Genomic DNA, 23198 nt, shown 5'->3' with positions numbered 1-23198 from the left:
ACGAGATGTGGGAGGAGCTGCGGCCCCTGGGCCGTGACTCCTCCTCCGGGGGCTACCGCCGCTACGCCTGGACCGGCGCCGACGCCGACTGCCGCGCGTGGTTCCGGGCCCAGGCCGAGGCCCGCGGGCTCAGCTACGAACTGGACCGCAACGGCAACCAGTGGGCCTGGCTCGGCGCCGCCGGCTACCAGGACGTGGCCCCCGGCGACGCCGTCGTCACCGGCTCCCACCTGGACTCCGTACCGGACGGCGGCGCCTACGACGGCCCGCTCGGTGTTGTCTCCTCCTTCGCCGCGCTGGACGAACTGCGCGGCAGGGGAGCGGAGTTCGACAAGCCGCTGGCCATCGTCAACTTCGGCGACGAGGAAGGCGCCCGCTTCGGCCTGGCCTGCGTCGGCTCCCGGCTCGCCGCCGGGGCGCTGACCACCGAGGCCGCCCACCAACTGCGGGACGGCGACGGCACCACCCTCCCGCAGGCCATGGAGCGCGCCGGATACGACCCCGAGGCCATCGGCCCGGACCCCGAACGGCTCGCCCGGATCGGCGCGTTCGTCGAACTCCACGTCGAGCAGGGCCGCGCCCTGGACCTGTCCGGCGACCCGGTCGGCATCGCCTCCGCCATCTGGCCGCACGGCCGCTGGCGGTTCGACTTCCGGGGCGAGGCCAACCACGCCGGCACCACCCGGCTGGAGGACCGCCGGGACCCGATGCTCAGCTATGCCGCGACCGTGCTCGCCGCCCGCGAACAGGCCCGGCTGGCCGGGGCGCTGGCCACCTTCGGGAAGATCAGCGTGGAGCCGAACGGCGTCAACGCCATCCCCTCGCTGGTCCGCGGCTGGCTCGACTCCCGCGCCGCCGACCAGGAGACCCTCGACACGGTGATCACCGGTATCGAGCGGGCCGCCGCCGAGCGCGCCGCCCGCGACGGGGTGGACCTGACCGTCGTCCGGGAATCCTTCACCCCCGTCGTGGAGTTCCAGCACGCCCTGCGGGACGAGCTGAGCGCCATCCTCGGCAAGACGGGGGAGCGGGCCGTGCCCGTCCTGGGCACCGGCGCCGGGCACGACGCCGGTATTTTGTCCGGCACCGTCCCCACCGCGATGCTCTTCGTCCGCAACCCCACCGGGGTCTCGCACTCGCCCGCCGAAGCGGCCGACGAGGACGACTGCGTCGCCGGGGTCACCGCACTCGCCGACGTACTGGAGGGGCTGGCGTGCCACTGACGCCGCAGGCAACACCGACGACGTACTGGCTCGAACACGCCTGGCTCGGCACCCATGTCGAGCCGGGCGTGGCCGTGGACACCGCGGACGGACGGATCACCGCCGTCCGCACCGGGGTGGACACCCCGCCGCCCGGCGCCACCGCGCTGCGCGGCCTGACCCTCCCCGGTCTCGCCAACGCCCACTCGCACGCCTTCCACCGCGCCCTGCGGGGCACCGTCCAGGTCGGCACCGGGACCTTCTGGACCTGGCGCGAGATCATGTACAGCGTCGCCGACCGGCTGACCCCCGACACCTATTTCGCCCTCGCCCGCGCCGCCTACGCCGAGATGGCGCTGGCCGGCATCACCTGCGTCGGCGAATTCCACTACCTGCACCACGCGCCCGGCGGCACCCGCTACAGCGACCCCAACGCCATGGGCGAGGCGCTGCTCGCCGCCGCCGCCGAGGCCGGTATCCGCATCACCCTCCTCGACACCGCCTATCTCTCGGCCGGCTTCGGGGCCGCGCCCAACCACCACCAGCTGCGCTTCTCCGACGGCACCGCCGACCGCTGGGCCGAGCGGGCCGACGCGCTCAAGGAGCGCCCGCACGCCCGGATCGGCGCCGCCATCCACTCCGTACGCGCCGTCCCCGCCGGGCAGCTGGACACCGTCGCGGACTGGGCCCGCGGACGGCAGGCGCCGCTGCACGTCCACCTCTCGGAGCAGACCGCCGAGAACGACGCCTGCCGCGACGCCCACGGCGTCACCCCCACGCAACTGCTGGCCGACCACGGCGCGCTGGGCCCCCGCACCACCGCCGTGCACGCCACCCACCTCACCGATGAGGACATCGCGCTCCTCGGCGGCTCCCACACCGGCGTGTGTATGTGCCCCACCACCGAACGCGACCTCGCCGACGGCATCGGCCCGGCCGTCCGCGTCCAGCAGCAGGGCAGCCCGCTCTCCCTCGGCAGTGACAGCCACGCCGTCATCGACCTGCTCGAAGAGGCCCGCGCCATGGAGCTGGACGAACGGCTGCGCACCCGCACCCGCGGGCACTGGACGGCCGCCGCCCTGCTGCGCGCCGCGACCGCCGACGGTCACGCCGCCCTGGGCTGGGACGACGCCGGAAGCCTCGAAGCCGGGTCGCTCGCCGACCTCACCACGATCGCGCTGGACTCCGTACGCACCGCCGGGCCACCGCCCCGGCTGGCCGCCGAGACGGCAGTATTCGCCGCCTCCGCGGCGGACGTACGACACACCATCGTCGGCGGGCGGCAGATCGTCCGGGACGGTGTGCACACTCTTGTCCCCGACGTACCCACCGCCCTCGCCGCATCCATCGCCGCCGTACGCGGCTGAAGGAGAACACCCCCGCGATGACGACGACCTCCGCGCCCACCACCGCCATCACCCACATCGCCCAGCTCGTCACCAACGACCCCTCCCTCGGCGAAGGCCCCCTCGGTCTGATCCAGGACGCGGCGGTCGTCATCGACGGCGACCGCATCGCCTGGGTCGGTCCCTCCAGCAAAGCACCCGCCACCGACAACGCCGTCGACGCCGGCGGCCGGGCAGGCATCCCCGGTTTCGTCGACTCCCACTCCCACCTGGTCTTCGCCGGTGACCGTACCGCGGAGTTCAACGCCCGGATGTCCGGCCGCCCTTACTCCGCCGGCGGCATCCGCACCACCGTCGCCGCCACCCGCGCCGCCACCGACGAGGCCCTGCACGCGAACATCGCCCGCTACCTCGCCGAGGCGCTCCGCCAGGGCACCACCACCCAGGAGACCAAGTCCGGCTACGGGCTCACCGTCGACGACGAGGCCCGCGCACTGCGTATCGCCGCCGAGCACACCGACGAGGTCACCTTCCTCGGCGCGCACATCGTCTCGCCCGACTACGCCGACGACCCGGCCGGCTATGTCGACCTGGTCACCGGCCCGATGCTGGACGCCTGCGCCCCGCACGCCCGCTGGGTCGACGTCTTCTGCGAGAAGGGCGCCTTCGACGGCGACCAGGCCCGCGCCGTCCTCACCGCGGGCCGGGCCAAGGGCCTGGTGCCGCGGGTGCACGCCAACCAGCTCGGCCACGGCCCCGGCGTCCAGCTCGCCGTCGAACTCGGCGCCGCCTCCGCCGACCACTGCACCCACCTCAGCGCGGCCGACATCGACGCCCTCGCGCAGTCCGACACCGTCGCCACCCTGCTGCCGGGCGCCGAGTTCTCCACCCGCGCCCAGTGGCCCGACGCCCGTCCGCTCCTGGACGCCGGCGCCACCGTCGCGCTGTCCACGGACTGCAACCCCGGCTCGTCCTTCACGAGTTCGATGCCGTTCTGCATCGCGCTGGCCGTCCGCGACATGGGAATGATCCCCGACGAGGCCGTGTGGGCGGCCACCGCGGGCGGCGCACGCGCACTGCGCCGCACGGACGTCGGCCGGATCACTCCCGGCGCCCGCGCCGACCTCGCCCTCCTGGACGCGCCCTCGCACGTCCACCTCGCCTACCGGCCGGGCGTCCCGCTCGTATCGGCCGTGTGGCACAAGGGAGTGCGCGTCTGACGCCCTCGCAGCCCGTATGACGTCCGCCCCGGCTGCCACCAGCCGGGGCGGACGTCGTGCGGGCACCAGCAAAGGAGGGCCCGTCCCGAGTACCCCGGGGCAGGCCCTCCTCTGCGCGGGCGACTGCCGGCCGCGTGGGCCGGCAGGGACCGCGGTCCCTCACTCGTCGATCATCAGCCCCTTGCGGAGCCGGACGAGGGTGCGGGAGAGCAGACGGGAGACGTGCATCTGGGAGATGCCCAGCTCCTCGCCGATCTCGGACTGCGTCATATTGGCGACGAAGCGCAGCGAGAGGATCTTCCGGTCGCGCGGCGGCAGTTCGGCGATCAGCGGCTTGAGGGACTCCACGTACTCGATGCCCTCGAGCCCGTGGTCCTCGTAGCCGATGCGGTCCGCCAGCGCGCCCTCGCTGTCGTCCTCCTCGGGCTGGGCGTCCAGCGAGCTCGCGGTGTACGCGTTGCTCGCGGCCATCCCCTCGACGACCTCGTCACGGCTGATGTCGAGGCGCGTGGCGAGCTCGTGCACCGTGGGGGCGCGGTCCAGCTTCTGCGCGAGTTCATCGCCGGCCTTGGCGAGGTCCAGCCGCAGTTCCTGAAGCCGCCTCGGTACCCGCACCGACCAGCTGGTGTCGCGGAAGAAGCGCTTGATCTCGCCGACGATGGTCGGCATCGCGAACGTCGGGAACTCGACGCCACGGCTGAGTTCGAAGCGGTCGATCGCCTTGATCAGGCCGATCGTGCCGACCTGGACGATGTCCTCCATGGGCTCACTGCGGGAGCGGAACCGGGAGGCCGCGAACTTCACCAGCGCGAGGTTGAGCTCGACCAGGGTGTTGCGGACGTACGCGAATTCGTGGGTGCCTTCCTCGAGCGTTTCGAGTCGCTCGAAGAGGGTCTTGGACAGAGCCCTCGCGTCCACCGGGCCCACCTCGTCGAACGGCGGGATCTCGGGCAGATCATCGATCTCAGTCAGTCCTGCCAGATCTGATTCGGCAGGCTGCGGCTGGGAAGGGATCTGTCCGGTCGGGTCGGACGGGGGTGTCGACGATGCGGACTGCCGGGTGTCGTCGGTGCGCAATTCGTCGAGCCGGGGTGACATGGTCTCCTCCATCGTTCTCGGCATATGGCTGCCGATGCCTCTACGCGAAGCTGCGGTGTGCGGCGCCTCCAAAGCCGGCCGTTTCGAATGTGTGCTTCTACGCCTACCTGGCTTTGGCTGAAGATGGCAAGTGCGTGTTGTCCGTATATTGAGCAATATGCGGATTGTTCGGCTACCGAGGGGCGTCGGGAAGGCGTAGGGTTCGACGGAGCGCAGTCGGTAAGCAAACAGTCGTCTAGACAGCAAGAGGGGTGCGCGCGCATGGACCGCGGGACGGTCGGCAGTGCAAGCCGGGGCCGGCTTCACGTCGAGATCCGCCATCACGGCGCCAGCGCGGTGGTGACGGTCTCCGGTGAGCTGGATCACCATACGGCTGATCTGTTGCGTGAGTCACTGGAAGGCTGTGTGGACGACGGCTACGCACGCCTGGTGGTGGACTGCTCACCCCTTGAGTTCATGGACTCCACCGGTCTCAATGTGCTGCTCGGCGCGCGCCTGAAGGCGGAGGCCGAGGGGGGCGGGGTGCATTTGGCGGGGATGCAGCCGGTGGTGGCCCGGGTCTTCGAGATCACGGGCGCCGAGGCGGTCTTCACGGTGCACGACTCGCTCGACGCGGCGCTGGCCGACTGACGTGACAGCGGAGCCCGGAACGTTGCATTCCGGGCACGTAGTACGTGTCACAACTTCCGTACCCAAGAAGTGGGTGTTCTCACCGCCCGGTCGGGCAGGAGACATCTGAATCCTTGAATCAGTCAGTATCTGTTTTCCGTGAACAGGCGAATCGGTGAGGTGAAGCGCTGATGAGCACCACCCGGCCGTACCCGCCGGGCGATCTCGGCCCGGAGCCGGGCGGCGCCGGCGCTTCCGCCGCCCCGGCAGCAGCCCTTCCGGCGGGCCAGATCCGCCGGCTGCGCCTGGCGGGCGCCCGAGGGGCCGTGGCGCGCGGCCGTGACTTCGCCCGGCAGGCCCTGCACGACTGGGGCTGGCTGCCGGCGGCCGGTGCGGACCGGCGGGCCGCGGCGGAGGATGTGCTGCTCGTCGTCTCGGAGCTGGTCACCAACGCCTGTCTGCACGCCGAGGGGCCCGAGGAGCTGCGGCTGCGCTGCACCGGCAAAGTGCTGCGCTTGGAGGTCAGTGACCTCGGCGCGGGCCAGCCTGCGCCGCGCAGCCCCCACCGTCCGGGCCGTCCGGGCGGTCACGGCATGTTCATCGTGCAGCGGCTGTGTCTGGACTGGGGCGTGGTGCGCCACGCCGACGGTGCGGGCAAGACCGTATGGGCGGAGCTCGCCGCGCCGTCCTGAAGGGGCGGCTTCGCCGAGGAAGAGTTGAGCGCGGGCCGGTGGGCCCGCGCTTCGTCGTGTGCGGAATCCTCCGTTCGGCACCTCCGGGCCGCCGCGCTCCGGGCCGGTTTTCCCCGCCGCCCCGGCCCCGCGCCGATCGGGGCTGCGCATTGCCTTCCCTCGGCAAGGTCCCCGGCGTACCTTGAGCGCCCAATCTGATGTGCCGTCAGTTTCCTCCGGCGGCGCGCTCACGGGAGAAGGGGAACCGAGGTGGCCCGCTTCTACGAACAGCACGGCAGGCGCCCGGGCCGGGCGGCCGGTCTCGCGGTGGCCGTGGCGATGGCGGCGGGGTCCGCGGTGATGCTCACCGCACCGGCCGCCCATGCCCAGGTCGTCGACGTCAACTACCAGTGCAAAACGCCGATCGGCAACAAGGGCGCGGTCTCGCCCATCGACATCAAGAGCACCGCGAGCGGCGGCGCGTACAAGCTCGTCATGTCCTTCCAGAAGGGCGTCTCCTCCAGCCCGGTCGAGCTGGGCAAGGGCGCCATGAAGCCGACCGCGCTGATCCAGCTGGGCGGCGCGGAGAGCGGTACGGTGCCGGTCTCCGGGCCGCCGAACGACCAGGCCATTCCGGCCAACACCCCCATCAAGATCAGTGACTTGAGCGGCACCTACACGCCCAAGGGCAGCGGGAAGGTCACCTTCACGGCGTCCACCCTCACCATCAAGGCGCTGGGCACCACCACGACCTGTACGCCCAGCAACCATCCCCAGCCCGCGCTGAGCCTGGACGTGAAGGGGTCCGGCGGCGCCTCGGGGAGCACCGGCGGTTCCGCCACCGGCGGCGCCTCCGCCGGCGGGCAGCTGCCGCAGACCGGACCCGCGGACTCCGCCGTCGCGCTGGGCACCCTCGGCGGCACGGTGCTGCTGGCCGGTGCGGCCGGTGCGCTCTGGCTGACCCGCCGTCACCAGCGGGTGTGACCCGCCGCGCGGGAGGCCAGGACCCGCGCGGTGCCCCGCCGTTCCCCGTACGCCCCGCTTCCCCGGCCGGCACGGGGAGGTACCCCCTCGTACCAGGAGCCGCCGATGCCGTTCCGTACCCGCACAGCGGTCAGCGGTGCGATCCTCGCGACCGCCGCCGTGCTGCTGTGCCCCGCCGCGGCCCGGCCGGCCGCCGCACCGGGGGCGCCGCCGGGCTGGTCCGCCGCGCCCGCGCCCGCCGACGGCGCCGCACCGAGCGCCCGGGACCGCCCGTACTTCTACCTGGCGGGCGCGCCGGGCACCGTCATGAACGACCGGGTGTCCCTGCGCAACCCCGGCGGCCGGGCCGTCACGGTACGGCTGCGCGGCTCCGGCGGATGGCTCGCGTTCGCCGCCAAGGAGGTGACGGTCCCGCCGCGCACCCGGGCGACCGTCCCGTTCACGGTGACCGTGCCGCCGGACGCGGCCCCCGGTGAGCACTCCGCCGCGCTGGTCGCGACCGCGGGCGGCACGGGGCGCGGCGCGGCCGGGCGGGACACCGTACCGGTGCATCTGCGGGTGACCGGGCCGATGCTGGCCGCGCTGACCGTGGAGAACGTGGTGGTGCGCGGCCGGGGCGGGGCGGCGGTCATCCGGTACACGCTGGTCAACCGCGGCAACACGGTGCTCACCCCACGGCTCGCGGTGCGCGCCGACGGGTTCTTCGGCCCGGTGCTGCGGCGGGCCGCCCGCACCCTGCCGCACCGGCTGGCCCCCGGGCAGAGCGCCGATCTGACGGAGACCTGGGCCGATCCGCCCGGGCTGGACGCGGTGACGGTGCGGCTCACGGTGACCGCGGGCGGCGGTGCGCACGGGTCCGCCACCGCCTCGTACACCGCGCTCCCCTGGGGCGTCGTCGCCGGGCCGGTGTTCCTCCTGGCGGGCGCGGGTGGCTTGGTGGTCGTCCGCCGCCGACGCCGTGCCAAGGGGACGGGCGACGGGCAGGGCGGCGAACCCGTGGGCAGCGGGGACGGCGCGGCGCGGCCGCCCGCAGGAGAAGCGGCGGGCCCGGCAGCGGAGTTGGCGAGCAGCGGATCAGGAGCGCGCGCGTGAACGGTGAGACGGGTACGGGCAGGTGGGCGGGCAGCGGCGGGGCCCGTGTGGGGGCGCTCCGGGCGGCGGGGCGTGTCATACCGTTGGGGAGACGGCGGGCCGCGGCCGCGCTGGTGCTGGGTCTGGCCCTCGCCCCCGCCCTGCTGCCGGCCGCCGCGGCGCAGGCCGCCCCGTACGCCACCGCCGACGCCCGGTATGCGTCCGCCCAAGTCCCGTATGCCTCCGCCCCGTACGCCAGCGCCGCCGATGCCAAACCCAGCGTCCGGCTCTCCGCCAAGGAGGCGGGCAAGGGCGGCAGCGTCACCGTCACCGGCCGCGGCTGGCGGCCCAAGGCGCTGCTCACGCTGCTGATCTGCGGACAGAACATGATCGGCGGCACCAACGCCTGCGCCAACGGCGAGGGGCGGGCCGTCACCACCGATGCGCATGGCGCGTTCCGCCGGAAGCTTCCGGTCGCCGAACCGCCCAAGCCCTGCCCCTGTGTGGTGCATGTGGCGACCGTGACCGGTGCGGCGGCCGACGCGGAGGCGCCGTTCACCGTGGCCGGCCACCCGGTGGCGCCGCTGCCCAAGGAGCCCACCGGTGGCCGGCTGGCGGTCGTCGCCCAGCCCCGGCTGACGGGCAGCAGCAACCTGCTGACCTGGTTCGGCGCCCCGGCGCAGCGCGAGTTGCGGTTCACCGTCGGCAATCTCGGCCCGGCGCCGGCCAAGGACCCGGTCTTCCAGGTCGGCACCTCCCACGGGGTCTTCGCGCCCCAGTGGGCGGAGCAGCAGTGGCGGGGGACCGTCCCCGCCGGGAAGAAGGCCGAGGTCAGGCTGCCGGTCGAGCTGCCTGCCGGTGCGCACGGGGACTATCTGGTCTCCCTCAAATACGGCGGCAAGGTCCTGGTCGAGCAGCCCTGGGGGGCCGGCAGGCCCTGGGGCGTGACGCTGTTCTGGGTGCTGCTCTGCGTGGTGGTCCCGACGGCGGTGTTCCGCATCGGGATGGCCGTCGTGGACCGGGTCCGCCCGCACCTGCCGGGCCGGGACCACGGGTGCTCCGCGGGCCGGCCGCGGAGCGCCGGACGCACCCATGCCGCCGGCCGGCCGCCCGGCGCGGCCGGAAAACGCATCAGGAACCGAACCGCGCGGGAGCGCGCCGGGGACGGCACCGGTACGCCGGACGACTCCGCCGCGCTGCCGTGGTTCACCCCGGACACCGCACCGTCCACCACCACATCAACCGAACGACCTACGTCGAAAGGTTCTGCGTGATGAGGCAACGGAGGAGAGCCGCGGTGGCCGCGACGGCCGCGCTGGTGCTCGCGGGTGCGGGCATCATGACCGCGGCCGGGACCGCCCAGGCCGCGGAGGTGTCGTACAAGACGGAGTGTCTGCCGCCGCCGATATCCGGGCTGCCGCCGATCCAGGGCACCACGAAGGTGGCGGTCAGCGCGCCGGCGACGGCGAAGGTCGGCGAGGAGATCGAGGTGGTCTGGAAGACCGTCGAGGGGGCCTCCAAGAACCCCGACATCCTCGATCTGGGGGAGAACACCGTCCAGCCGACCGGCACGATCAAGGTGGCCGGGGCCCAGACCGGCGATCTGGCGATGCAGGGACCGCGGGAGAATCCGCCGATCCCCAAGGGCGGCGCGATGAAGCTGTCCGACATGAAGGGCAAGCTCAAGCTGGCGAAGCCGGGTGAGGTCACCCTGACGCCCGGCTTCTACAACATCAACGTCAACCAGCCGATCTCGACGGACACCAAGTGCTCGCCCAAGGAGACGGTGCAGCCCGCGGTGACCATCAAGGTGACCGACGGCGGGGGCGGTTCCGGCGGCACGACCGGCGGCAGCACGTCCGGGACCACGTCCGGCACCACGTCGGGCACCACCGGCGGCAGCACGACGGGGACGACCGGCGGCACCACGGGCGGCACCACCACGGGCGGCGGTTCGGCCGGGACGTCCTCCGGGGGCGGCACCGACGGCGGTACGTCCGCCGGCTCGTCCGGCGGTTCGACCTCCGGAGGCTCCGGCGGCGACCCCGACGGCACCGCGTACCAGGGCAAGGAGGTCGAGGTCCCCTACGCCTGCAAGACGCCGATCGGCGACAAGAAGGCGACCTCACCGGTCCGGATCAACGCCGTGAAGAAGGGCGGCGGTTACGACCTGACGGTCAAGTTCAGCAAGTCCGTCATGGACAGCCCGGCGGACATCCCCAAGGGCTCGGTCAAACCGTCGATGGCCGTCAAGGTCGGCGGCGCGGACAAGGGGTCGGTGAAGGTCGAGGGGCCGACGAACGCCGGGCCCATCAAGTCGGGCCAGCCGATCGAGATCCCTGACCTGAAGGGCACCTACAAGCCGGGGGCCACCGGCAAGGCCACGCTCACGCCGGGCGTGCTCACCGTCAACGCCCTCGGGACGACCACTACCTGCACCCCGGAAAAGGACCCGGGCGTCTCACTCGCCCTGGACACCTCGGCGCAGCCGGGCGGTACGTCCGGCGGTTCGGCGGGCGGCGCCGGCGGCGCGGCGGCCGCCGGCGGCAGCGCCGGACCGGCCAGTGTCTCGGGCGGCAGCAGCGGCGGCCTCGCCGAGACCGGTGCGAGTGACCACGGCGCGCTCACCGCGCTCGGTCTCGTCGCCGGCACCGTGATCCTGCTGGGCGGCGCGGTGTTCACGTTCCTGCCGCGGCGCCGGACACAGGTCCGCTGACCCGGTACCTCCACGGCACGCACGAAGGGGGCGCCGCACCGGTGGTGCGACGCCCCCTTCCGTTGTGCGGGGCCGGCCGGCGTCAGTTGACGCTGCCCATCATCTGCTTGACCCGCTTACGGGACGTCCAGATGCCGACGCCGGCGAGGACCGCGAGGCAGGCCTCCACGGCGACCGAGAACGAGGTGTTGAGGTCGACGTTCAGCTGCGGCGAGGTCAGCAGACCCGCCACCGAGTCGCCCGCGGTGACCGCGAGGAACCAGACACCCATCATCTGCGAGCCGTACTTGGCGGGCGCCATCTTCGTGGTGACCGACAGGCCGACCGGGGAGAGGCACAGCTCACCGACGGTCTGGACGAAGTAGATCGCCACCAGCCACATCGGGCTGACCTTGCCGCCGTTGGCAGCGGTGTCGATCAGCGGGATGAGGAAGACGCCGAACGAGACGCCGATCAGCGCGAGGCTGGACGCGAACTTGACGGCGGTGCTCGGCTCATTGCCGCGCTTGTTCAGCCACAGCCACGCCGAGGCGACCAGCGGGGCCAGCGCCATGATGAAGACCGGGTTCAGCGACTGGTACCAGGACGTCGGGAAGTGGAAGCCCAGCAGGTCGTTCGTCGTGGATTTCTCACCGAAGATCGACAGCGTCGAGCCGTTCTGGTCGTAGATCATCCAGAAGACGGCGGCGACCACGAAGAACCAGATGTAGCCCGAGAGCTTGGACTGTTCGAGGTCCGTGAGCTCCTTGTCGCGCTTCATACGGGCCAGCACCGCGACCGGGATGACCAGACCGGCGATGGTGATCGGCATCAGCGCCCAGTTGGCGAAGTTCCCGGTCAGCGCGAGCGCGGTGTAGAACACGGCCGCGACGATCAGCCAGATCAGGCCCTTGCGCAGTGCGGACGCCCGCTCCTGGGGCGTCGCGGGCTGGGCGACGACGCTGCTCTCCGCGCTCAGATGGCGGGTGCCGAGCAGGAACTGGGCGAGGCCGAGTGCCATGCCGACGGCGGCAAGCGTGAACCCGAAGTGCCAGTTGACCTTCTCGCCGACGGTGCCGATGCTCAGCGGGGCCAGGAAGGCGCCGAGGTTGATGCCGATGTAGAAGAGCGTGAAGCCACCGTCACGGCGCGGGTCCTCCGGGCCGTCATAGAGGTGGCCGACCATCGTGGAGATGTTCGCCTTCAGCAGGCCGGAGCCCAGCGCGACCAGTATGAGACCGGCGAAGAAGCTCGCCGAGGTGGGCAGGGCCAGCGTGATGTGGCCCGCGATGACCACACCGGCGCCGATGGCGACCGTCTTGCGCGGTCCCCAGAAGCGGTCGGCCATCCAACCGCCGGGCATGGCCAGCAGATAGACCATCGCCATGTACACGGAGTAGATCGCGGTGGCCGTGGTGGCCGGCATATGCATGCCGCCGGGCGCGATCAGATACAGCGGGAGGAGTGCTTTCATGCCGTAGAAGCTGAAGCGCTCCCACATCTCGGTCATGAAGAGAGTGGCCAGTCCGCGGGGGTGGCCGAAGAAGGTTTTGCCGCCCTGCGCAGGGTTCCCCTGCTGAGCAGCGTCCTTCGTCAGGCTGGACGCCATGGATGCTTCCTTGCTGCTACGGGACGCGTTCGCAGGGCGATACGCGCCCGGGTGGGGGGTGACCGGCACCGGGTAGTCCCGCCCGCCTCCACGTCCGGGAGGTTCGGCACCCTCAAGGGCCGGCAGGACGGTCATACCCCAGAATCCACGCCCCCGTGGGGCAAGCGCGCCGGACCCGGTCGGCAGGTCGATCACTGTGTGACGGGGCCGTTGGTGGCGGTCCCGGACACAACGAGGGACCGATGACGTCAGTTGAGAGTCAAAGGTCCCGGAATGTGCGACGGACGTTCATCCACCATACGACTCGTTGTGTCAGGGAGGGGCCGCGTGAGACAACGGTCACACCGCCCCGGGGAACCATCGGCGCCGGCCGTTCGCTCACGCGCTCTCGCGCGCGCCCGGGGCTTGTGCAGCTCAGGGCGCTATCGGTGCAGGAACGGTCCGTCGTCGGCCATCCGCGCTGGTCCGCCCCTCGGCGCCGGTGCATCGGACTACCATCGGGCCATGACCCGTGTACTGCTCGCCGAGGATGACGCGTCCATCTCGGAGCCGCTCGCCCGCGCACTGCGCCGCGAGGGTTACGAAGTCGAGGTGCGTGAGGACGGCCCGACCGCCCTCGACGCCGGTCTCCAGGGGAACATCGACCTCGTCGTCCTGGACCTGGGGCTGCCCGGAATGGACGGCCTGGAGGTCGCCCGCCGGCTGCGCAACGAAGGCCACTCCTTCCCCATCCTGGTGCTGACCGCCCGCGCCGACGAGGTGGACACCGTGGTGGGCCTGGACGCCGGCGCCGACGACTACGTCACCAAGCCCTTCCGGCTCGCCGAACTCCTCGCCCGCGTACGGGCCCTGCTGCGCCGCGGCTCCACCGCCGAGCCCCAGCAGCCGCCGGCCACCCACGGGGTGCGGATCGACGTCGAGTCGCACCGCGCCTGGATGGGCGAGGAGGAACTCCAGCTCACGGCCAAGGAGTTCGACCTGCTGCGGGTCCTGGTGCGGGACGCCGGCCGGGTCGTCACCCGCGACCAGCTGATGCGCGAGGTCTGGGACACCACCTGGTGGTCCTCCACCAAGACGCTCGACATGCATATCTCCTGGCTGCGCAAGAAGCTCGGGGACGACGCCGCCAACCCCCGCTACATCGCCACCGTCCGCGGGGTCGGCTTCCGCTTCGAAAAAAGCTGAAAAGAGCCGCTGACCCGTGCGCCGCCGCCTGATCAACTCCACGCTCGCCGTGGTGCTCGTCGTGATCGCCGTCTTCGGTGTCTCGCTCGTCATCGTCGAGACCCGCACCATCGAGGCCGGTGCGCAGGAGAGCGTCGCGTCCGAGGCGATCCGGCTCGTCGGGATAGTGGAGAGCCGGCTGGGCAGCGGCGAGAAGATCACCCCGGACATCCTCTCCGAGCAGATCACCGCCAAGCGGTACGCGCGGATCTCGGTGCCCGGCAAGGCGCCGATCGAGATCGGGAAGCGGCCCTCGGGCGATGTCATCGAGTCCCGGGTGCGCGGCGACCGCGGTGAGTCCGTCGCGGTCCAGGAGTCCCGCTCCATGGTCAGCGCGGAGATCGGCCGGACGTTGCTGGTCATTCTCGCCGTGGCGCTGCTGGCGATCATCGCGGCGGTGATCCTGGCCGTCCGCCAGGGCCGCCGGCTGACCGCGCCGCTCACCGACCTCGCGGAGACCGCCGAGCGGCTGGGCTCCGGCGACCCCCGCCCGCGCCACCGCCGCTACGGCGTCCAGGAACTGGACCGGGTCGCCGATGTGCTGGACGCCAGCGCGGAGCGGATCGCCCGGATGCTGACCGCCGAGCGGCGGCTGGCCGCGGACGCCTCCCACCAGCTGCGGACGCCGCTGACCGCGCTGTCCATGCGGCTGGAGGAGATCACCCTCACCGACGATCCGGACACCGTGAAGGAAGAGGCCACCATCGCGCTGGCGCAGGTGGAGCGGCTGACGGATGTCGTCCAGCGGCTGCTGACCAACTCCCGGGACCCGCGCAGCGGCTCGGCGGTCGCCTTCGACCTGGACGAGGTGGTCAAGCAGCAGATCGAGGAGTGGCGGCCGGCCTACCGCAGCGCGGGACGGGCCATCGTGCGCTCCGGCAAGAAGGGGCTGCGGGCCGTCGGCACCCCCGGCGCGGTCGCCCAGGTACTGGCCACCCTGATCGAGAATTCCCTGATGCACGGCGACGGGACGGTCGCGCTGCGGACCCGGGTCACCGGCAACCAGGCGGTCGTCGAGGTCACCGACGCCGGGCCCGGAGTGCCGGCGGACCTCGGCTCGCGGGTCTTCGAGCGGACCGTGTCCGGCCGCAACTCCACCGGGCTGGGACTGGCCGTCGCACGGGATCTGGCCGAGGCGGACGGCGGCCGGCTGGAGCTGCTCCAGCAGCATCCGCCGGTCTTCGCGCTGTTCCTGGCCCGGGAGGCGGAGCCCACCGAGGAGTGAGCGGCGGGCGCGCGGCCGGGCCGGAGCGCGCCGGGCTACTTGCGGGAGGGGCTGCGCGGGCGCCGGGAGCCGTCGGCGAGGAAGGACTCGGCCGTCTCTATGGCCTCGCGCGCGGGCAGCGTACGGAAGACCCAGGTGCGGTAGGACCAGAAGCGGAAGAGCGTGGCGACGCCGATGCCGAGGAACTTGAAGACGTTGTTCTGAAGCGGGCTGTCCCAGTGGAAGCCGTAGGTCGCGACGTAGAGCAGGCCGTTCTCGATCACCAGGCCGATCGCGCTGAACAGCAGGAAGAGCGTCAGCTCCTTGGTGCGGCCCCGCTTGTCGCGGTCGCGGTAGGTGAAGTAGCGGTAGCCGAGGTAGTTGGTGCCGGTCGCCACGACCGTCGCGATGATGCTGGCCCGGACGACGGGCACCTCGGTCAGCTGCCGTACGAGGTTGAACACCGCGAAGTTGACCACGACCCCCGCGCCGCCGACCGCGCCGAACTTCACCAGTTCACGAGTGAGCGCCTCCAGCCGCGACCGCAGTGCCCGTTCACTCATGGTGATCGTTCAGCTCCCCGTCGTATGCGGTCTCCGCGGGCCGTCGACCCGGGTCCGCTCCCTCATGCTAACCACGCCCCGAGGCGGGCGCCTGCCACACGACGGGCCTGTGGACAACTCCCCGAGGGCCGTCCGGGTCAGCCGACGGTGACGCGGAAATTGAGGCTCCGGGCGCCCGCCTCGTCGGCCGCGCCGGGGCCGCAGCGCCGGCAGCGCAGCAGCCGTAAGTCCGTACGGCCCGCACGGACGGCCTCGAAGGCCAGGTAGCGGGCGGGCCCGGCGGGCGGCGGACCGCCGGTGGCCAGGTGTCCGCCGGTGGCCTTGAGGACGGCCGGGTCGGGGCGCGGCTCGGCGATGATCCAGCGGTAGCCGCCGGACGGGTCGTCGGTGACCCGCACGCTGAAGCGGTCACCGGGGGAGACCGCGATCTCGGTGTCGTCCGCGTCATAGACCTCCGGCGCGGACAACTGGCTGAAAACGGAGTGCAGGGCGATCAGCAGCGCGGTGATCGCGACGACGATCACCAGCGTCCTGGTGCCCCTCGGTATGCCGCTGTGCTCCATCCGGCCTCCCCTTGTGCCGGGCCCGCTCCGGGCGCCGGTCCCGCACCCCGGCACGGGCGCCGGGGCCGGTGTCGATCTTCCATCGACCCGCTTCGAACGCGCGAACTCAGAGGATCATCCAAGCCGGTATCGGGGCGGCGGAGCCGGGCGGATACCCTGGGGGGCGTGACATTCCCGGTAGTCGGCATGGTCGGCGGCGGTCAGCTCGCCCGTATGACCCACGAGGCGGGTATCCCCCTCGGCATCAAGTTCAAGCTCCTCAGCGACACTCCGCAGGATTCCGCGGCTCAGGTGGTCGGTGATGTCGTCATTGGCGACTACCGCGATCTGGACACGCTGCGCGCCTTCGCCCGTGGTTGCGATGTGATCACCTTTGATCACGAGCACGTTCCCACCGAGCATTTGCGGGCACTGGAGGCCGACGGCATCCCCGTCCGGCCCGGTCCCGACGCGCTGGTGCACGCCCAGGACAAGGGGGTGATGCGGGCGAAGCTGGACGCGATCGACGTGCCCTGCCCACGGCACCGCATCGTCTCCGACCCGGCGGATGTGGAGCGCTTCGCGGCCGAGGGTGACGGCTTCCCCGTGATCCTCAAGACCGTGCGCGGCGGCTATGACGGCAAGGGGGTCTGGGTCGTACGATCCTCTAAGGACGCCGCCGAGCCGTTCCGTGCCGGGGTGCCCGTCCTCGCGGAGGAAAAGGTCGATTTCGTCCGCGAACTGGCGGCCAACATCGTCCGCTCCCCGCACGGCCAGGCCGTCGCCTACCCGGTCGTGGAGTCCATCCAGGTCGACGGCGTCTGCGACACCGTGATCGCGCCCGCCCCCGGCCTCGACTCCGAGCTGGCCGGCCAGGCCCAGGAGCTGGCGCTGCGCATCGCCCAGGAGCTGGGAGTCGTCGGTCATCTGGCCGTCGAGCTCTTCGAGACCGCCGACGGCCGGATCCTCGTCAACGAGCTCGCCATGCGCCCGCACAATTCCGGCCACTGGACCCAGGACGGCGCGATCACCTCGCAGTTCGCCAACCACGTCCGGGCCGTGCTCGACCTCCCGCTCGGCGATCCGCGCCCCCGCGCCCGCTGGACGGTGATGGCCAACGTCCTCGGCGGCGACTACCCCGACATGTATTACGCGTACCTCCATTGCATGGCGCGGGACCCGCAGTTGAAGATCCATATGTACGGCAAGGACGTGAAGCCCGGCCGCAAGGTCGGACACGTCAACACCTACGGCGACGACCTGGCCGACGTGCGCGAGCGCGCCGCTCATGCCGCCGGCTACCTGCGAGGAACAATCACCGAATGACCTCCAGCCCCTCGCCCGAGACCCGCCCCACCGACCCGTCCCCCGTGGTCGGCATCGTCATGGGCTCCGACTCCGACTGGCCCGTCATGGAGGCCGCCGCCCAGGCCCTCGCCGAGTTCGAGATCCCCTACGAGGTCGATGTCGTCTCCGCGCACCGGATGCCGCGCGAGATGATCGCGTACGGCGAGGAGGCGGCCGGGCGCGGCCTGAAGGCGATCATCGCGGGCGCCGGGGGTGCGGCCCACCTCCCCGGGATGCTCGCCTCGGTCACCCCGCTGCCGGTCATCGGCGTCCCCGTCCCGCTCAAGTACCTGGACGGCATGGACTCCCTCCTCTCCATCGTCCAGATGCCGGCCGGCGTCCCGGTCGCCACCGTCTCGGTCGGCGGAGCCCGCAACGCCGGACTGCTGGCCGCCCGGATCCTCGCCACCCAGGACGCCGAACTCACGGCCCGGATGCGGGAGTTCCAGCAGGAGCTGAACGACCAGGCCACCGAGAAGGGCAAGCGGCTGCGCAGCAAGGTCGCCACCCCGAGCGGGTTCGGCTTCGGCGGCGCCAAGTGAGCTCCTCCCAGGAGGCGGCACGGGACCTGCTCGCCCGCTGGCCCGTCGTCGACGGTCACAACGACCTGCCCTGGGCACTGCGCGAGCAGGTCAGCTACGACCTCGACCAGCGCGATATCGCCACCGACCAGTCCGCGCACCTGCACACCGATCTGCCGCGGCTGCGGGCCGGCGGCGTCGGCGCGCAGTTCTGGTCCGTCTACGTCCGCTCCGACTACGCGGGCGACAAGGCCGTCACCGCCACCCTCGAACAGATCGACGTGGTCCGGCAGCTGGTCGCCCGCTACCCCGACGCGCTGCGGCTCGCCCGCACCGCCGACGACATGGAGGCGGCCCGCGCCGAAGGCCGGATCGCCTCCCTCATGGGCGCCGAGGGCGGCCACTCCATCAACAACTCGCTGGGCACCCTGCGCACGCTCCACGAGCTGGGCGTGCGCTACATGACGCTCACCCACAACGACACCATCGACTGGGCGGACTCCGCGACCGACGAGCCGCGCCACCACGGCCTCTCGCCCTTCGGCGAAGAGGTCGTCCGGGAGATGAACCGCTGCGGGATGCTGGTCGACCTCTCGCACGTCTCGGCCGACACCATGCGGGACGCGCTGCGCGTCAGCACCGCGCCGGTGATCTTCTCGCACTCCTCCGCGCGTGCGGTCTGCGACCACCCGCGCAACATCCCCGACGACGTGCTGGCCCAGCTGCCCGCCAACGGCGGCGTCGCGATGGCCACCTTCGTGCCGAAGTTCGTGCTGCCCGCCGCCGGTGAGTGGACGCTGCGCGCCGACGAGAACATGCGCGCCCACGGGCTGCACCACCTCGACACCACCGCGGCGGGCATGGCCGTCCAGCGGGCCTTCGAGGCGGCCAACCCCCGCCCGAAGGCCACCGCGGCGACCGTCGCGGACCACCTCGACCACATGCGGGAGGTCGCCGGCGTCGACCACCTCGGCATCGGCGGCGACTTCGACGGCACCGCGTTCACGCCTGACGGCCTGGCCGATGTCGCGGGCTACCCGAACTTGATCGCCGAACTCTTGGACCGGAAGTGGTCCGAGGAGGATCTGGCGAAGCTGACTTGGCGGAACGCGGTGCGGGTGGTGCGGGCGGCGGAAGCGGTAACCCTCGGCTGATTCCCACGTTTTTGGCTTTCCCGCCAGTCCGCTGCGCTTTGCCTACGGCCCACGTTTTCGGCTGTCCCGCCGTGGTGGTTTCTCGCCGTTGCGCCTGCGGCGGGCGGGTGGTTGTCGGGTGCGGTGACGGGCCTCCGGGGCCTGGTGTGTGGACTGCTTCGCTTTACGTCCACACACCAGGCCCCTCCGGCCCGTCCCCTCCCGTTGGGGGAAGTGTGACGGTGGGTGGGGGCTGGCCGCCGTGAGCTGTTTCGGTACGACCGCGAGGCAAGCTCGGCCACCTACGGGTCCCGAAGGCAAACGGCGGCGCCGGTGGGGTTACTTAAGGCAAAGACAGAACGGGTGCCCCGCCGGGTCCAGGTACACCCGCCAGTCGCGTCCCTCCGCGTCCCCCTGGACAAGCTTCGCGCCCAGGGCGACCACCTTGCGCTCGGCCTCGTCGATGTCTGCGCGGCGGACGTCGAAGTCGAGATGGAACTGCTGCGGCATCTCCTGGCCGGGCCACTGCGGTGGGCGGTAGTCCGCCTCCGGTACCTGCTGGAAGGCGAGGGTGCGACCCGTGGGGCCGGCGATTTCGATCCACTCGTCGTCGCCGCCGGTCACCTGCCAGTCGAGCACCTGGGCGTAGAAGTTGGCGAGTGCCCGGGGGTCGGGGCAGTCCAGTGCGACGACGCCCAGCTTGATCAGGCCCATGGCGTTACCTCCTCATCGACTCAACCGGTAACTTTGTTACCGCATGATGGCCGCGTATCGGTAACGTGGCAAGGGTGGCATCCCGAACAGCTCCGGATTTCCTGCGGTGTGTGCAGGATCTGGTGAACACCCTCGACATCGAGACCGGTGCGGACGCGCTGAGCGCGGACGGCGGTCCCGGCGCCCTGCTGCGTGCGTACGGGGTGGACGAACCCGGGCCGGGGGAGGGGGAGTTGGAAGCGCTCCAGGAGTTGCGGGAGGCGCTCCGGGAGGTGTGTCTGGCGCATACCGCCGGCACCGGCGTGCCGGAGCGGACGGCGCGGACGCTGGAGCGGCTGTTCGCCGCCGCGCCGCTGGTTCTGGCGGTGCGTCCCGAGGGCGGCGCCGCGCTGCGGCCGGCTCCGGGGCTCGGTGGCGCCGGGCAGTTCACCGCCCGGATCGCGGCGGGCATCGCGAGCGCGGTCGCGGACGGCACCTGGACGCGGCTCAAGGCCTGTGAAGCCCATGACTGCCGCTGGGTCTTCTACGACCGGAGCCCGGCCGGCCGCAGCCGCTGGTGCACCATGGCGGTCTGCGGCAGCCGGGCGAAGATGCGGACCTACCGCGCCCGGCGCGCGGAGTCCGAATAGGCGGGGCCGCTTACGCCTGGGGGCGGCCCAGTGCGCGGTACGTCCAGCCGGCCTTGCGCCACAGCGCCGGGTCCAGGGCGTTGCGGCCGTCCAGGATGCGGCGCTCGGCGACCACCTCGCCCAGGGCCGCCGGGTCCAGCTCACGGAACTCGCGCCACTCCGTCAGATGCAGCACGACGTCCGCGCCGCGCACCGCCTCCAGCGCGGTGTCCGCGTACGCCAGCGTCGGGAAGAGCCGCCGGGCGTTCTCCATGCCCTTGGGGTCGTAGACGGTGACCTGGCCGCCCTGGAGGTGGATCTGGCCGGCGACGTTGAGGGCGGGGGAGTCGCGGACGTCGTCCGAGTCCGGCTTGAAGGTCGCGCCCAGTACGGCGACCCGCTTGCCGAGGAAGCCGCCGCCGACCGCGTCCCGGGTCAGCTCGACCATGTGGCCGCGGCGCCGCATGTTGATGGAGTCGATCTCGCGGAGGAAGGTCAGGGCCTGGTCGGCGCCCAGCTCACCGGCGCGGGCCATGAACGCCCGCAGATCCTTGGGCAGGCAGCCGCCGCCGAAGCCGATACCGGCCCGGAGGAACTTCTTGCCGATCCGGTCGTCGTGCCCGATGGCCTCGGCCAGCTTCACCACATCGCCGTCGGCGGCCTCGCAGATCTCCGCCATCGCGTTGATGAAGGAGATCTTGGTCGCCAGGAAGGAGTTGGCGGAGGTCTTCACCAGCTCGGACGTCGGGTAGTCCATGACGATGAACGGCGAGCCCTCGGCGATCGGCTTGGCGTACACCTCCCGCAGCAGCCCCTCGGCCCGCTCCCCGGCCACACCGGCGACGATCCGGTCGGGGTGCAGGGTGTCCTTGACGGCCAGGCCCTCGCGCAGGAACTCCGGGTTCCAGGCCAGCTCGGCGGCCTCGCCCGCGGGGGCGGCCGCGGCCAGCCGCGCGGCGAGCCGGGCCGCGCTGCCCACCGGCACCGTGGACTTGCCGACCACCAGCGTGGGCCGGGTCAGATGCGGCGCCAGCGCGTCGAAGGCGCTCTCCACGTACGACATGTCGCAGGCGTACTCGCCGTGCTTCTGCGGGGTGTTCACGCAGACGAAGTGCACATCGCCGAAGGCCCCGGCCTCCTCGTAGGAGGTGGTGAAGCGCAGCCGGCCGCTGGACCCCTCGAACCCGGCGACATGGCGGCGCAGCAGATCCTCCAGACCGGGCTCGTACATGGGGACCTCGCCCCGCTGAAGCATCTCGATCTTCTCGGGGACCACGTCGAGACCCAGCACCTCGAAGCCCAGTTCGGCCATGGCCGCGGCGTGGGTGGCGCCGAGGTAGCCGGTGCCGATCACGGTGATCTTGAGGGGCATGGAGGCTCCAAACAGGGGGTGCGGCGCGAAGCGCCGGCGTTGAGGGGTGGTGGTCGGGCGACGGGCAGGCGGGAAAACGGCGCTGACCGAGCATAGTCGGGAGGGGAATGGCCTACTCCAGCCGCTTGCGGGCTGCGTGCGTAACTGTCGGCAACCTCACGTATCCGCAGCCGGGATCGGCGCCTAGAATCCGGAGAGGAATACGGGTTACTTAACGGTAGTTAGCACTAGTAGTTCAGCTCACAGGGGAGTGAGAAACCTTGGCGGGAACCGCTGATTTCGATCTGTACCGGCCGTCGGAGGAGCACGACATGCTCCGCGAGTCGGTGCGCTCGCTCGCCGAGGCGAAGATCGCGCCGTTTGCCGCCGCGGTGGACGAGGAGGCGCGCTTCCCGCAGGAGGCGCTCGACGCGCTGGTCGCCAACGACCTGCACGCCGTCCACGTACCGGAGACCTACGGCGGGGCCGGCGCCGACGCGCTGGCGACCGTCATCGTCATCGAGGAGGTCGCCCGCGTCTGTGCGTCGTCCTCCCTCATCCCGGCGGTCAACAAGCTCGGCTCGCTGCCGGTGATCCTCTCCGGCTCCGAGGAGCTGAAGGCGAAGTACCTGGGCCCGCTGGCCAAGGGCGACGCGATGTTCTCGTACTGCCTGAGCGAGCCGGACGCCGGTTCGGACGCGGCCGGGATGAAGACCAAGGCCGTCCGCGACGGCGACCACTACATCCTCAACGGCGTCAAGCGCTGGATCACCAACGCCGGCGTCAGCGAGTACTACACGGTGATGGCCGTCACCGACCCGGAGAAGCGCTCCAAGGGCATCTCGGCCTTCGTCGTCGAGAAGGGCGACGAGGGCGTCTCCTTCGGCGCCCCGGAGAAGAAGCTCGGCATCAAGGGCTCCCCGACCCGCGAGGTCTACCTCGACAACGTCCGGATCCCCGCCGACCGCATGATCGGCGCGGAGGGCACCGGCTTCGCCACCGCCATGAAGACCCTGGACCACACCCGCATCACCATCGCGGCCCAGGCGCTCGGCATCGCCCAGGGCGCCCTGGACTACGCCAAGGGCTACGTCCAGGAGCGCAAGCAGTTCGGCAAGCCGATCGGTGACTTCCAGGGCGTGCAGTTCATGCTCGCCGACATGGCCATGAAGGTCGAGGCGGCCCGTCAGCTGACCTACGCCGCGGCCGCCCGCTCGGAGCGGATATCGGCCGGCGGCAAGGGCGAGGACCTGACGTTCTTCGGCGCGGCGGCCAAGTGCTACGCCTCGGACGCGGCCATGGAGATCACCACGGACGCCGTCCAGCTGCTCGGCGGCTACGGCTACACCCGTGACTACCCGGTCGAGCGGATGATGCGGGACGCCAAGATCACCCAGATCTACGAGGGCACCAACCAGGTCCAGCGGATCGTGATGGCGCGCAACCTGCCGCAGTAGGCACACGGACAGGCAGAAGGGCCCCGGAC

The 23198-nt window shown here is 71.7% G+C and carries 22 protein-coding genes; 16 read left to right on the top strand and 6 right to left on the bottom strand.

Features of this window, described 5'->3' with window-relative positions:
* The first annotated feature begins 5 nt into the window (after positions 1–5).
* Genes QT196_RS15900 through hutI form a run of 3 tightly spaced genes read left to right on the top strand, consistent with a single transcriptional unit; the run spans position 6 to position 3768 of the window.
* Complete coding sequence (locus QT196_RS15900; protein WP_248001612.1) at positions 6–1223, top strand: allantoate amidohydrolase; 1218 nt, start codon at positions 6–8, stop codon at positions 1221–1223.
* Complete coding sequence (locus tag QT196_RS15895) at positions 1214–2569, top strand: formimidoylglutamate deiminase (protein WP_168479507.1); 1356 nt, start codon at positions 1214–1216, stop codon at positions 2567–2569. The genes QT196_RS15900 and QT196_RS15895 overlap by 10 nt, the downstream gene beginning before the upstream one ends.
* 17 nt (positions 2570–2586) lie before the next feature.
* Complete coding sequence (hutI, locus tag QT196_RS15890; RefSeq protein WP_290355112.1) at positions 2587–3768, top strand: imidazolonepropionase; 1182 nt, start codon at positions 2587–2589, stop codon at positions 3766–3768.
* Between the two features lie 159 nt (positions 3769–3927).
* Here hutI and QT196_RS15885 read toward each other — a convergent pair whose 3' ends face one another.
* On the bottom strand, positions 3928–4866 hold the full coding sequence (locus QT196_RS15885; RefSeq protein ID WP_168483772.1) for an RNA polymerase sigma factor SigF: 939 nt from the start codon (positions 4864–4866) through the stop codon (positions 3928–3930).
* A 261-nt stretch (positions 4867–5127) separates the two neighbouring features.
* Here QT196_RS15885 and QT196_RS15880 point away from each other — a divergent pair, with 261 nt between their 5' ends.
* From QT196_RS15880 to QT196_RS15855, 6 genes are all read left to right on the top strand, one after another.
* Positions 5128–5496, top strand: coding sequence for an STAS domain-containing protein (locus tag QT196_RS15880; protein WP_018093152.1), 369 nt, complete (start codon positions 5128–5130; stop codon positions 5494–5496).
* A gap of 170 nt (positions 5497–5666) precedes the next feature.
* Positions 5667–6167: an ATP-binding protein gene (locus QT196_RS15875; protein WP_168479503.1), complete on the top strand. Its 501-nt coding sequence runs from the start codon at positions 5667–5669 to the stop codon at positions 6165–6167.
* A gap of 249 nt (positions 6168–6416) precedes the next feature.
* Positions 6417–7130 (top strand): LPXTG cell wall anchor domain-containing protein, encoded by a 714-nt coding sequence (locus tag QT196_RS15870; RefSeq protein ID WP_168479501.1) that lies wholly within the window; start codon positions 6417–6419, stop codon positions 7128–7130.
* Positions 7131–7235: 105 nt separating this feature from the next.
* On the top strand, positions 7236–8222 hold the full coding sequence (locus QT196_RS15865; RefSeq protein WP_266738858.1) for a hypothetical protein: 987 nt from the start codon (positions 7236–7238) through the stop codon (positions 8220–8222).
* On the top strand, positions 8219–9475 hold the full coding sequence (locus QT196_RS15860; RefSeq protein ID WP_290355110.1) for a hypothetical protein: 1257 nt from the start codon (positions 8219–8221) through the stop codon (positions 9473–9475). Before QT196_RS15865 ends, QT196_RS15860 begins: the two co-directional genes overlap by 4 nt.
* The gene (locus QT196_RS15855; RefSeq protein ID WP_290355109.1) at positions 9475–10917 is read left to right on the top strand and encodes a hypothetical protein; all 1443 of its coding nucleotides are present in this window, start codon (positions 9475–9477) and stop codon (positions 10915–10917) included. The genes QT196_RS15860 and QT196_RS15855 overlap by 1 nt, the downstream gene beginning before the upstream one ends.
* A gap of 82 nt (positions 10918–10999) precedes the next feature.
* On the opposite strand, the gene QT196_RS15850 is transcribed toward QT196_RS15855, so the two are convergent.
* Positions 11000–12505, bottom strand: a complete 1506-nt coding sequence (locus QT196_RS15850; protein ID WP_266738856.1) for an oligopeptide:H+ symporter — start codon at positions 12503–12505, stop codon at positions 11000–11002.
* A 504-nt stretch (positions 12506–13009) separates the two neighbouring features.
* Here QT196_RS15850 and QT196_RS15845 point away from each other — a divergent pair.
* Positions 13010–13690: a response regulator transcription factor gene (locus QT196_RS15845; RefSeq protein WP_033266590.1), complete on the top strand. Its 681-nt coding sequence runs from the start codon at positions 13010–13012 to the stop codon at positions 13688–13690.
* Positions 13691–13706: 16 nt separating this feature from the next.
* Entirely contained in the window at positions 13707–14954 is a 1248-nt protein-coding gene (locus QT196_RS15840) for an ATP-binding protein (RefSeq protein WP_168479493.1), read from the top strand.
* Positions 14955–14989: 35 nt separating this feature from the next.
* Here QT196_RS15840 and QT196_RS15835 read toward each other — a convergent pair whose 3' ends face one another.
* Positions 14990–15496 carry a GtrA family protein gene (locus QT196_RS15835; protein ID WP_168479491.1) on the bottom strand — a complete coding sequence of 169 codons (507 nt, stop codon included), beginning with the start codon at positions 15494–15496 and terminating at the stop codon, positions 14990–14992.
* Between the two features lie 137 nt (positions 15497–15633).
* Positions 15634–16059, bottom strand: a complete 426-nt coding sequence (locus QT196_RS15830) for a hypothetical protein (RefSeq protein WP_248001166.1) — start codon at positions 16057–16059, stop codon at positions 15634–15636.
* 165 nt (positions 16060–16224) lie between these two features.
* Here QT196_RS15830 and QT196_RS15825 point away from each other — a divergent pair, with 165 nt between their 5' ends.
* Genes QT196_RS15825 through QT196_RS15815 form a run of 3 tightly spaced genes read left to right on the top strand, consistent with a single transcriptional unit; the run spans position 16225 to position 19060 of the window.
* Positions 16225–17364 (top strand): 5-(carboxyamino)imidazole ribonucleotide synthase, encoded by a 1140-nt coding sequence (locus QT196_RS15825; protein ID WP_078885875.1) that lies wholly within the window; start codon positions 16225–16227, stop codon positions 17362–17364.
* On the top strand, positions 17361–17927 hold the full coding sequence (purE, locus tag QT196_RS15820; RefSeq protein WP_168479489.1) for a 5-(carboxyamino)imidazole ribonucleotide mutase: 567 nt from the start codon (positions 17361–17363) through the stop codon (positions 17925–17927). The genes QT196_RS15825 and purE overlap by 4 nt, the downstream gene beginning before the upstream one ends.
* Positions 17924–19060, top strand: a complete 1137-nt coding sequence (locus tag QT196_RS15815) for a dipeptidase (protein ID WP_266738855.1) — start codon at positions 17924–17926, stop codon at positions 19058–19060. Before purE ends, QT196_RS15815 begins: the two co-directional genes overlap by 4 nt.
* 318 nt (positions 19061–19378) lie before the next feature.
* Here QT196_RS15815 and QT196_RS15810 read toward each other — a convergent pair whose 3' ends face one another.
* On the bottom strand, positions 19379–19753 hold the full coding sequence (locus tag QT196_RS15810; RefSeq protein ID WP_168479485.1) for a VOC family protein: 375 nt from the start codon (positions 19751–19753) through the stop codon (positions 19379–19381).
* A gap of 74 nt (positions 19754–19827) precedes the next feature.
* On the opposite strand from QT196_RS15810, the gene QT196_RS15805 reads away from it, so the two are divergent.
* A complete protein-coding gene (locus tag QT196_RS15805; RefSeq protein ID WP_168479483.1) occupies positions 19828–20382 on the top strand; it encodes a CGNR zinc finger domain-containing protein in 555 nt (184 codons plus the stop codon).
* A gap of 10 nt (positions 20383–20392) precedes the next feature.
* On the opposite strand, the gene QT196_RS15800 is transcribed toward QT196_RS15805, so the two are convergent.
* A complete protein-coding gene (locus QT196_RS15800) occupies positions 20393–21733 on the bottom strand; it encodes a UDP-glucose/GDP-mannose dehydrogenase family protein (protein ID WP_266738854.1) in 1341 nt (446 codons plus the stop codon).
* A gap of 260 nt (positions 21734–21993) precedes the next feature.
* Between QT196_RS15800 and QT196_RS15795 the strand changes: the two genes are divergently transcribed.
* Entirely contained in the window at positions 21994–23169 is a 1176-nt protein-coding gene (locus QT196_RS15795) for an acyl-CoA dehydrogenase family protein (protein ID WP_085927948.1), read from the top strand.
* Positions 23170–23198 lie beyond the last annotated feature (29 nt).

It is taken from the genome of Streptomyces sp. P9-2B-2, assembly GCF_030406865.1.
Taxonomy (GTDB): Bacteria; Actinomycetota; Actinomycetes; order Streptomycetales; family Streptomycetaceae; genus Streptomyces; species Streptomyces platensis.
The sequence above is the reverse complement of the archived record's forward strand: the minus strand, read 5'-3'. Positions and strand labels throughout refer to the sequence as shown.